Annotated in this window: 9 protein-coding genes; 7 read left to right on the top strand and 2 right to left on the bottom strand. The window is 73.2% G+C overall.

Going from position 1 to position 9,753, the window contains the following annotated elements; all coding sequences use genetic code 11:
- A partial coding sequence (locus tag ADY01_RS09045; protein ID WP_049568651.1) for an NTF2-like N-terminal transpeptidase domain-containing protein occupies window positions 1-385 on the bottom strand: 385 nt, incomplete at its 3' end.
- Between the two features lie 155 nt (window positions 386-540).
- Here ADY01_RS09045 and ADY01_RS09040 point away from each other — a divergent pair.
- From ADY01_RS09040 to ADY01_RS09030, 3 genes are all read left to right on the top strand, one after another.
- Entirely contained in the window at window positions 541-1,449 is a 909-nt protein-coding gene (locus ADY01_RS09040; protein ID WP_049568649.1) for a LysR family transcriptional regulator, read from the top strand.
- The gene (locus ADY01_RS09035; protein ID WP_049568646.1) at window positions 1,446-2,402 is read left to right on the top strand and encodes a serine hydrolase; all 957 of its coding nucleotides are present in this window, start codon (window positions 1,446-1,448) and stop codon (window positions 2,400-2,402) included. Before ADY01_RS09040 ends, ADY01_RS09035 begins: the two co-directional genes overlap by 4 nt.
- Window positions 2,403-2,810: 408 nt before the next feature.
- Window positions 2,811-4,700, top strand: a complete 1,890-nt coding sequence (locus ADY01_RS09030; RefSeq protein WP_078900122.1) for a calcineurin-like phosphoesterase C-terminal domain-containing protein — start codon at window positions 2,811-2,813, stop codon at window positions 4,698-4,700.
- A 51-nt stretch (window positions 4,701-4,751) separates the two neighbouring features.
- Here the strand turns inward: ADY01_RS09030 and ADY01_RS09025 are convergent, their stop codons facing one another.
- Window positions 4,752-5,720, bottom strand: a complete 969-nt coding sequence (locus ADY01_RS09025) for a LacI family DNA-binding transcriptional regulator (RefSeq protein WP_049568644.1) — start codon at window positions 5,718-5,720, stop codon at window positions 4,752-4,754.
- Window positions 5,721-5,929: 209 nt separating this feature from the next.
- Between ADY01_RS09025 and ADY01_RS09020 the strand changes: the two genes are divergently transcribed.
- From ADY01_RS09020 to ADY01_RS09005, 4 genes are all read left to right on the top strand, one after another.
- A complete protein-coding gene (locus ADY01_RS09020; RefSeq protein WP_049568642.1) occupies window positions 5,930-6,760 on the top strand; it encodes an ABC transporter permease in 831 nt (276 codons plus the stop codon).
- Complete coding sequence (locus tag ADY01_RS09015; RefSeq protein ID WP_049568639.1) at window positions 6,757-7,554, top strand: ABC transporter permease; 798 nt, start codon at window positions 6,757-6,759, stop codon at window positions 7,552-7,554. Before ADY01_RS09020 ends, ADY01_RS09015 begins: the two co-directional genes overlap by 4 nt.
- A complete protein-coding gene (locus ADY01_RS09010) occupies window positions 7,551-8,597 on the top strand; it encodes an ABC transporter ATP-binding protein (protein WP_049568636.1) in 1,047 nt (348 codons plus the stop codon). Before ADY01_RS09015 ends, ADY01_RS09010 begins: the two co-directional genes overlap by 4 nt.
- Before the next feature lie 64 nt (window positions 8,598-8,661).
- Window positions 8,662-9,750 (top strand): extracellular solute-binding protein, encoded by a 1,089-nt coding sequence (locus tag ADY01_RS09005; protein WP_234320143.1) that lies wholly within the window; start codon window positions 8,662-8,664, stop codon window positions 9,748-9,750.
- The last annotated feature ends 3 nt before the right edge of the window (window positions 9,751-9,753 follow it).

Below are 9,753 nucleotides of genomic sequence, written 5' to 3'. Positions count from 1 at the left end.
CGCCCTCATCGTTCGGCACCATCGGCACCGCCGACCGGTACGACCACTCCCCGACCCCGTCCAGGGTGAAGGAGGCGGTGAACGGCACGGTCAGCGCGCCCTCTTCTTCCCCGCCCGCGGCCTCCTCGGGCACGCCGGAGACCGTGAACGCCATACGCTCCGGCCGCATGTTCTCCCGCACGGACTCCAGCAGCGACCGCGCCGCCTCGGGGCCGTCGGTGAGCCCGGCCGCCCGCTCCAGGTCGCCGGCCGCCCAGGCGTCGAGGAAGCGTCGCGCCCCGGCCGCCGCCTCGTCGGCCCGCCCGTCCCCGCCGTCCCGGCGCAGCACCAGCACCACGGCCCCCACCGCGAGCACGGCGAGAACGAGCGCGAGGATGCCGCCCACGCGGGTACCTCTTCTCAGACCAGCATGATCCGTCATGCCGAACCTCCGGGTTCTTCTCGGAAACCTCCTGGTAGAGGTCACCCTCCGGCGCCCGCGCCCCCCGCGTCCAAGCCCTCAACGCGCGGTTCCATGCCGCTTTGGCATAATGCCGACCCATGGATCTCGTCGGAGCGTGCCGCGCGTTCGTCCACGTGAGCGAGCGCGGCAGTTTCACGGTCGGCGCGGCGGCGGCCCGGATGGCCCAGTCCGTCGCGAGCCGCCGCGTCGCCGCGCTGGAGCGGCACCTGGGCGAGCGGCTGCTCGAACGCTCCTCGCGCGTGGCCACCCTCACCCCGTTCGGCCGGGACATGCTGCCCCTGGCGACGCGGCTCGTTCGCCTGGCCGACCGCCTGGAGCACGAGGCCGAGGCCGCCCGGCACCGGCCGCTGCGGTTCGCCGTTCCCGACACCTGCTCCACCGGCGCCCTCGCCCGCCTCATCGCCGACGCGCACGGCCACGGCGTACTCCTCGACCCGCGCCCCGCCGCACCCGCGGAACGAGCCGACCTCGTCCGGTCCCGGCAGGTGCGCGCGGCCCTGCTGGCGCTGCCCCCCACCGAGGCCACCTGGACCGTGCCGCTGGGCCTGGCCGTCGCGCACGACCCCGGCGGGGGAGGGCCCATCTACCTGGACACCCTGCGCCCCGGCCGGGCCGACGCCGAACGGCGGCCCCGCCGCGTCTGGCTCCAGACGGAGGACGACGTGCCCCACATCCGCGACAGCCTGACCCGCCTGCGCGACGCGGTGGGCCTGCGCCCGGCGCAGCTCGCCGTCGCGCCCACCGTGGCCGCCGCCACGGCGGATGTGCTGAGCCGGGGCGACGCGCTGCTGTGCGCGCCGGAACAGGCCAGGGAACTCCGCCTCCACTGGCGGCCCCTCGGCGATCTCGACCCCGGCCTCGCCCGGGGCTTCTCCCTGATGGCGGCCGACGAGGCGGACGCCGAGGTCACCCGCGTCCGTCAGGCGTGTGCGCCCGGCATCGCCCGGTGCCTCGGCGCGAAGGAGTACTCGGAGGCGGCCCCATGAACAACACGGGCACCGGCACCGGCACCGGCACCGGCACCGGCACCGGCACCGGCACGGGCAGGCTGATCCGGGAGCTGCGCCGGACGCTGCGCGACGGCGGGCTCCACGGCTCGTTCCTCGTGCGCGACCTGGAGACGGGGGAGGAGCTCGGCATCGACCCCGACATCGAGTTCCCCATCTCGTCCCTGGCCAAGATCCCGCTCGCCCTGGCCACGCTGGAGCGCATCCGGCGGGGCGAACTCGACGGGGCCGCCGTGATCGACGTTGAGCCCGGACGGATCACCACGCCGGGACCGACCGGCCTGAGCCGGTTCCGCCACCCCGCCCGCGTCGCCGTGGACGACCTGCTCTACCTCTCCACCTCCATCAGCGACGGCGCCGCCGCCGACGCGCTGTTCCGGCTGACCCCGCCCGCCGAGGTCGCGGCGATCCTCGACCGGCTCGGGCTGCGCGGCATCGCGGTCCGCCACACGATGCGGGAGCTGACCGACACCCCGGTGGAACGCTTCGACGCGGCGGACGCGCACCTCGCCCACGCCCTCGCGATCGACGCGGGCACCGCGGGGCGCGGCCACCGCGTGCCGCAGCTCGACGTCTCGCGCGCCAACACCGGCACGGCACGCGCGTTCGCCGACCTCCTCCAGGCCGTCTGGTCGCCGTCCTCGGCGGTCCACCCCGACGTCGCCGCGCGCCTGCGCACCCTCATGGCCGACAACCTGCTGCGCCACCGCCTCGCCCCGGACTTCACCTCCGACGCCTCCACCTGGTCGTCCAAGACGGGCACGCTGCTCAACCTGCGCCACGAGGTCGGCGTGGTCGAGCACGCCGACGGCCAGACCTACGCCGTGGCCGTCCTGACCGAGTCGCGGGTGGCCGCCGGCAACCAGCCCGCCGCCGACGCCCTCATGGGCCAGGTCGCCCGCCGCCTCCGCGACGAGATCCGCTCCGGCTGAGCCCGACTCCGGCCGAGCACCGCCGAGGCCGCCGACCGGATCATCGCCGCCACCCGGGTCTCCCGGGTCAGCGGCTCCTGCGCGACCGTGCGACGAGGTAGACGCCGATGAGCACGGCCGCGCCGAGCAGGATCAGTTTCATGCCGGGACACCTGCCCAGGATGGGCCCGTTCACCCGGCCAGGCGCCGACCGGTGCGTGACGGTCGGGGTGGTGGTGAGGGCGACCGCGTGACGTCGGGGGTGACGGTCCCGTTACGGATGGGGAAGCGTTCGCGCTCGGGCCGACCCGGGGACGGCTGCTGTTCTCTCGCGCAGCGGCCCCCGTTCAGCCTCGTGGCGAAAGATCAATTCCACGGCCGGCCGACGGCGCCGGCATCCGCGTCCGACGACTCACCGGAGAACCCCGCATGTTGAGTTTCCCTTCGCGAAAACACAGCAGCCTCCGCGTTGCCCTGACGGCCCTCACGACCCTGGCGGTGGCGGCCGGGCTCGCCACGATCCCCTCCACGTCCACCGCCACGCCGGGCGCCGCGCCCGCGTCCTGGGAGGAGACCGCCTACCGCGGCCAGGTCGAGGTGGTCCGCACGCCGGAGGGACCGGCCGACCCCGCCGTCCTGACCGGCACCGTCTTCGTCGACCAGGACCGCGACAGCGCGAGCGACCGCGGCGAGCGCGGCCTCGCCGGCGTCGTCGTGTCGAACGGGCGTGACGTGGTGACGACCGACCGGCACGGCCGCTACCGGCTGCCCGCCTACGACAACATGACGGTCTTCCTCACCCAGCCGTCCGGCTACCAGGTGCCGGTGGACGAGTCCAACGTCGCCCAGTTCCACTACAACCACCTGCCCGAGGGCTCGCCCGAGCTGCGCTACGGCGGCATCGCGCCCACCGGGGCCCTGCCGGACGCGGTGAACTTCCCCCTCGTCCGCAGCCGGCTGACCCGGGATCAGGAGCAGCACTGCGTGATCGCGGGCGACCTCCAGCCCTACAACCGGACCGAGGTCGAGTACGCCCGCCGCGGCGCGATCAACGACCTCGCCGCCCGCCGCGACTACCAGGGCTGCGGCACCCTCTTCATCGGCGACGTCGTCGGCGACGACCTGTCGCTCTACCCGGACGTCAAGGAGCTCACGAGCCTGACGAACGGCCCGGCCCGCTTCCTGCCCGGCAACCACGACCTCGACTTCGACGCCGCCACCGCCGAGCACTCGTTCGACACCTTCCGCGCCCAGCTCGCGCCGGACTACTACTCCTACGACATCGGCGACGTGCACGTCGTGGCGCTCAACACCGTGCGCTACCCCTGCACCCCGGACGTCGACAACGCCGACGGCCGGCGTCCCGAGTGCGACGACCCGGAGAACGCCCCGCGGTACAACGGCCGCCTCGACGAGGACCAGCTCGCCTGGCTGGAGCGGGACCTGGCCGCGGTCGACGACGACAGGCTCGTCGTGGTCGCCGGCCACATCCCGCTGCTGACCTTCGCCGACGAGGGCAGCCCCATCCACCAGGTCGACCAGGTCCGCGAGGTCTACGACCTGCTGGAGGGCCGCAGGGCCGTCGCCGTCTCCGGGCATACCCACTCGATCGAGAACATGCGCACCGGCGACCTCGTCCAGGGCTGGAACGACCTCTTCGGCGTCGAGGGGCTGCCGTTCCCGCACATCACCGCGGGCGCGATCTCCGGTGACTGGTACTCCGGCGAGGTCACCGAGGACGGCTACCCCACCGCGCTCGGGCGCGACGGCGGCCGGCCCGGCCTGCTCACCCTCGACATCGAGGGCGACTCGTTCCAGGAGCGGTACACGGTGACCGGCGAGAGCGACCGCGTGCAGACGCAGCTCGGCATCAACAGCCCCACGTACCGCGACTGGTACACCGCGCGCCAGGAGTGGAACGCCACCCCCGAGGGCGAGGCGCCCGAGCTGGCCAGCCCGCTCGTGGTGACCCGCGACGACCTGGCCGGGCAGACCTGGCTCACCACCAACTTCTGGATGGGCTCGACCGGTTCGACGGTCGAGGTCAGGATCGACGGCGGCCCGGCCCAGCGGGCCACCCGCACCCAGCCGATGCGCGGCGAGGACCAGCTGATCGGCCCGGAGTGGTCCGACCCGCACGCCGTCGCACAGCAGCTGGTCCACGGCGGCAGCGTCGCCGACCGGACCACGCACCTGTGGCGGTTCGAGCTGCCCACCGACCTCGACGCGGGCCGGCACCGCGCCCAGGTGACCGCCACCGACGCCCACGGCCGCCAGTTCACCGACGTCCTGGAATTCCGCGTCGCCGAGACGCCGTAACGGATCCGCACCCGGCCCGGGGCCGCCACCGCGACCGCGGTGGCGGCCCCGTCAGTCGGGGAGGACGACGGGCACGGGGAGGCGCAGGCGGGCCGGGGGAGGGGGCGGGGTGGCGCGGTCGGTGGTCATGAGGGTGCCGAGGACGTCCATGGCGGTGCGGCCCAGTTGGGCGCCGTCGACGTCGATGGAGGGGATGGCGGCGAAGCCGAGGGCCTCGGCCACCGGCCGTTCGATCGTCACCGCCAGGTCGTCGGGTATCCGGATGCCGCGGGCGCCGAGGGTGAAGACGATGCCGAGGCCGAGCGCGGTGGCGTAGGGGACGACCGCCGTGGCGCCGGACTCCGCGACGGCGGGGGCTATGAGCGTGCCGGCGGCGAACGTCGGGGGCAGCGGGCCGAAGGTGGACAGCACGGCGGACCGCGACTCGGTGACGGCGCGTACCGCCGCGATGCGCCGGCCGTTCTGCCAGGAGCGGTCGGTGCCGCCGACCAGGGCGATGTGCCGGTGGCCGTGGCCGATGAAGTGGTCGGCCACGGCCGCGAAGGCGGTGGCGGTGTCGGCCACCACCGAGGAGACGCCGTGGAGTTCGCGGTCGATCAGCACGGTCGGCTTGAGCCCGCAGGAGGCCGACACCTGGGTGTCCGAGCCGCGCGGGGCGGTCAGCAGGAAGCCGTCCACCTGGGCCGACAGCTGGGCCAGGGCCGCCACGTCCTCGTCGAACTCCAGGCCGTTGACCACCACGGTGAGCTGGAGCCCCGACTCGGCGGCGCGCTGCTGGGCGCCGCCGACGATCGGGGGGAAGAAGGCGTTCTCCAGCGTCGGGACGACGACGGCGACAACTCCCGTGCGCCCGCGGGCGAGTGCGGAGGCCGCGCGGTTGGGGACGAAGCCGAGCTGCTCGGCGATCCGGCGGACCCGCAGGGCCGTCTCGGGCGCCACCAGCGCGGGGCGCCCGAGCGCCCGCGAGGCCGTGGACTTGGAGACCCCCGCGAGACGGGCGACATCGTCCAGCGTCGGCACACGACCCCCTTCACTCCGCCACCGGTCACGGCGACCAGCGCAAGCATTACACAGGGTCACGCCGACCCGTGCACCTTTTACAAACCGTTAACGGCGATGTCTGGTGGCGTCCCGGGGTCGGACACTACTGTCACCACAACCGGTTGCACAACCGGTTGCAGCACTCCGAGAACCAGGCCCCGCCCCGAGAGAATCAGCCGAGACACCACATGATCCGTTCGCGCCGAATAGCGCTGGCGCTGCTGCTCCCCGGGCTCGCGCTGCTCCTGGGAGGAGTGGTGGCGCCCGCCCTGACCATGCTGCTGGTGCCGCCGAGGGTCTCCACGGGCGAGGTCTTCGACCGGCTCGGCCGGATGCTCAGCGACCCCTACGACCTGGACATCATCCTGCGCACCCTGCGCATCGGGCTCACCGTCACCGGCATCTGCCTGGTGCTCGGCTTCCCCACCGCCTACCTGCTCGCCCGTTCCCGCTCGCGGTGGGCCGGGCTGCTGCTCGCGCTGGCGATCTTCCCGCTGCTGCTGAGCAACGTCGTCCGCACCTACGGCTGGCTGGTCGTCCTCGGCCGCAACGGGGTCATCGGCCAGGCGATCGAGGGCCTCGGCCTGGCCGACCCCGCGCCGCAACTGCTCTACACCGAGCTGGCCGTGGTGCTCGGCCTGACCCAGCTCTTCCTGCCGCTGGCGATCATCACCTGCTACTCGGCCGTGGCCCAGGTGGACGCCGACCTGGACGAGGCGGCGCGCGGGCTCGGGGCCGGGCGGATCCGCACGCTGTGGACCGTGGCCATCCCGCTGTCGATGCCCGGCATCGCGATGGCGGCCACCCTGGTCTTCGCCGGTTCCGCCACCGCCTACACCACGCCCTACCTGCTGGGCGGCTCCCGGCAGACGATGCTGGCGACCCAGCTCTTCCGCTACTCCGGGGTCAGCCTGGACTGGGCCGCGGCCTCCGCGACCGCGGTCATCATGACGGTGCTGGTGCTCCTGGTCTACGCCGCGTCCACCGTGCTCACCCGGGCGAAGGCGGTCACCCGATGAAGCGTTCCAGCCCCATCGCCGGCACCCTGGCCCTGCTGGGCTACCTGGTGATGATCGTGCCCATCCTGTTCGTCGTGGCCACCGCGTTCACCAGCGGGGAGACGCTGACCTTCCCGCCGGAGGGCTTCTCGTTCCGCTGGTTCGAGGCGGCCGTCGACTACGAGCCGTTCATGCAGGCCCTGGTCTCCAGCCTCCAGCTCGCGCTGATCTCCACCGTGCTGGCGCTGGCCGTCGGCATCCCGGCGGTGCTCGCCGTCATGCGCGGCCGACTGCCCGGCAAGCCGGTCGTCGAGGGGCTCTTCCTCTCCCCGCTGATCCTGCCCGAACTCGTCGTCGGGCTCGCCCTGTTCCAGCAGTTCATGCTCCACCTGGAGCTGGACAACTTCCGCACCCTGCTGATCGGGCACACCGCGATCCTGCTGCCCTACGCGGTCCGCGTCACCGGCGCGTCGCTCGCGCTGGCCGACCCCGCGCTGGAGGAGGCGGCCCGGGGCCTGGGCGCTTCGCCATGGCGCACCTTCAGGACGGTGACGCTGCCCGTGCTGCGCCCCGGCATCCTGTCGGCGGCCCTGCTGAGTTTCGTCACCTCCTTCAACAACGTGCCGATCTCGCTGCTGCTCCAGTCCCGGGACTTCCGCACCCTGCCGGTCACCATGCTCGATTACGTCCAGCAGAACTACACGCCGATCGTCGCCGCCATGTCCACGCTCCTGCTGGCCGGCACCGTCGCGATCGCCTTCGCCGCCGAGCGGATCCTCGGCTTCGCCCGCATCTTCGGAGGAATCAACCGATGACCACCGCCGCCGAGTTCGTCGCGGTCAGCCGCCGCTTCGGGGAGTTCACCGCGGTCGACGCGCTCAGCCTCGCCATCCGGGAGGGCGAGCTGACCACCCTGCTCGGGCCGAGCGGCTGCGGCAAGACCACCTCGCTGCGGATGCTGGCCGGCTACCTCTCCCCGACCGCCGGGACCATCGAGATCGGCGGCAAGGACGTCACCAGGACGCCGCCGGAGAAGCGCGGCCTGGGCATGGTCTTCCAGTCCTACGCGCTCTTCCCGCATCTGAGCGTCGCCGACAACGTGGGCTACGGGCTGAAGCTGCGCAAGGTCTCCCGCGCCGAACGGGCCCGGCGGGTCGGCGAGGCGCTGGACCTGGTGGGGCTCGGCCACCTCGGGGACCGGCGCCCCACGAAGCTCTCCGGCGGCCAGCAGCAGCGCGTCGCGCTCGCCCGCGCCATCGTGATCCGCCCCCGCCTGCTCCTGCTCGACGAGCCGCTGTCCAACCTCGACGCCCGGCTCCGCGTGCAGATGCGTGGCGAGATCCGCCGCATCCAGGCCGAGACCGGACTCACCGTCGTGCTGGTCACCCACGACCAGGAGGAGGCGCTGGAGATGTCCGACCGGATGGTGGTGATGAACGCCGGCCGCGTGATGCAGGAGGGCCCGCCCGACGACCTCTTCCCCGCCCCGGCCAACCGCTTCGTCGCCGAGTTCCTCGGCTACGAGAACTTCCTCCACGTGCCCGCCCGCGGCCTGGTCACCGTGCGCCCGGAACTGCTCCGGGTGCGGGGCGGGGACGGCGGGAACGGCGGGAACGGCGCGGACGCCACCGGCGCGGCGGACGGCGCGGCCGTGCCCGCGACCGTGACCTCCCTCGCCTACCGGGGCGTGGAGCTGCGGGTGCTCCTGGACGCGGTGGACGCCACCGGTGCGACGGTCCCGCTGATCGCCTCGGTCCGCCGCGACACGGTCGCGTCCGAGGACCTGCCGGCGCTGCTGCCCGGCGGCCGGGTCACGGTCTCCGCCGCCCCGGAGCACCTCGTGCCGCTCGACGCCTAGCCGGCCCCGGCCACCCACCCCCCATCGGCAGACCTGTACCCCCAGAAAAGCGAGGCTCACGGACATGGCAGGACCCAAGCTGCGCGGCGGCGTGCTCGCCGCCGGGACGATGACGGTCGTCCTCACTCTCAACGCCTGCGGATCCGACTCCGGTTCGGGCTCCTCAGGCGACGGCTCGGAGGGGCTGGCCGGCTCCACGATCGTGGTCAGCACCTTCCCGTTCGGCGTGGAGGACTTCGAGGCCAACGTCGTGGAGCCGTTCGAGGAGGCCACCGGCGCCAACGTCGAGATCGAGAACGGCAGCAACGCCGACCGCCTCACCCAGCTCCAACTGGCGGCGGGGGACCCGGGCGTCGACGTGATGCTGATCTCCGACACCTTCGCCGCGCTCGGCCAGGACCAGGGACTCTTCCAGGAGTTCGACTCCGGGGACGTGCCCAACCTCGACGAGATCAGCGACTTCGCCGTGGACGACGCCTACGCGGGCCCGGCCTACACCTACCAGCTCAACGGCGTGCTCTACCGCACGGACGAGCTGAGCGCCGAACAGGCCGCCGACTGGTCGGTGTTCGGCGACTCCGGCCTCGCCGGGCGGCTGGCGCTGCCCGACATCTCGGCGACCTCCGGGCAGCTGACCGTCTCGGGCATCGGCGAGGCGGAGGGCGACGGGCCCTACGACGTGGACTCGGCCTTCTCCACCATGGGGGAGTGGGCGCCGGGCGTGCTCCAGTTCTACACCTCGACCACCGAGGTCACCAACCTGATCACCCAGGGCGAGATCGCCGCCGTGCCGACGATCATCGGCTTCGTTCCGCCGCTGGTCGCATCGGGCCAGCCCGTCGGCTGGACCCCGCCGGCCGAGGGCCGCTACATCGCGACCAACCGGCTGATGATCCCCGAGGGCGCCTCGAACACCGAGGGCGCGTACGCCTTCGTCGACTACATGCTCTCCCAGGAGGCCCAGCAGGCCACCACCGCCACCGACCTCCCCGTGCGGCCCGACGTGGCCCCGGACGAGACGTTCACCGAGCTGATGGGGGAGAACGCCGACGACCCGGTGGCGATGGGCTACCAGACGCTGGACCCGGACGAGATGGTGGAGCACCGCACCGAGTGGGTGGAGCGGTTCGCCCGGGAAGTCTCGGGGCAGTAGGCG

The organism is Streptomyces sp. SBT349 (assembly GCF_001083795.1).
Classification (GTDB): domain Bacteria; phylum Actinomycetota; class Actinomycetes; order Streptomycetales; family Streptomycetaceae; genus Streptomyces.
Note: the sequence above shows the minus strand (reverse complement) of the source record. Positions and strands in the feature narration are given on the sequence as shown.

What these genes read in the sequence shown, in the direction of transcription:
- ADY01_RS09035 (WP_049568646.1), top strand. Translation starts at nt 1,446, where the DNA reads ATGAACAACACGGGCACCGGCACCGGCACCGGCACCGGCACCGGCACC.
- ADY01_RS09010 (WP_049568636.1), top strand. Translation starts at nt 7,551, where the DNA reads ATGACCACCGCCGCCGAGTTCGTCGCGGTCAGCCGCCGCTTCGGGGAG.
- ADY01_RS09040 (WP_049568649.1), top strand. Translation starts at nt 541, where the DNA reads ATGGATCTCGTCGGAGCGTGCCGCGCGTTCGTCCACGTGAGCGAGCGC.
- ADY01_RS09030 (WP_078900122.1), top strand. Translation starts at nt 2,811, where the DNA reads ATGTTGAGTTTCCCTTCGCGAAAACACAGCAGCCTCCGCGTTGCCCTG.
- ADY01_RS09020 (WP_049568642.1), top strand. Translation starts at nt 5,930, where the DNA reads ATGATCCGTTCGCGCCGAATAGCGCTGGCGCTGCTGCTCCCCGGGCTC.
- ADY01_RS09005 (WP_234320143.1), top strand. Translation starts at nt 8,662, where the DNA reads ATGGCAGGACCCAAGCTGCGCGGCGGCGTGCTCGCCGCCGGGACGATG.
- ADY01_RS09015 (WP_049568639.1), top strand. Translation starts at nt 6,757, where the DNA reads ATGAAGCGTTCCAGCCCCATCGCCGGCACCCTGGCCCTGCTGGGCTAC.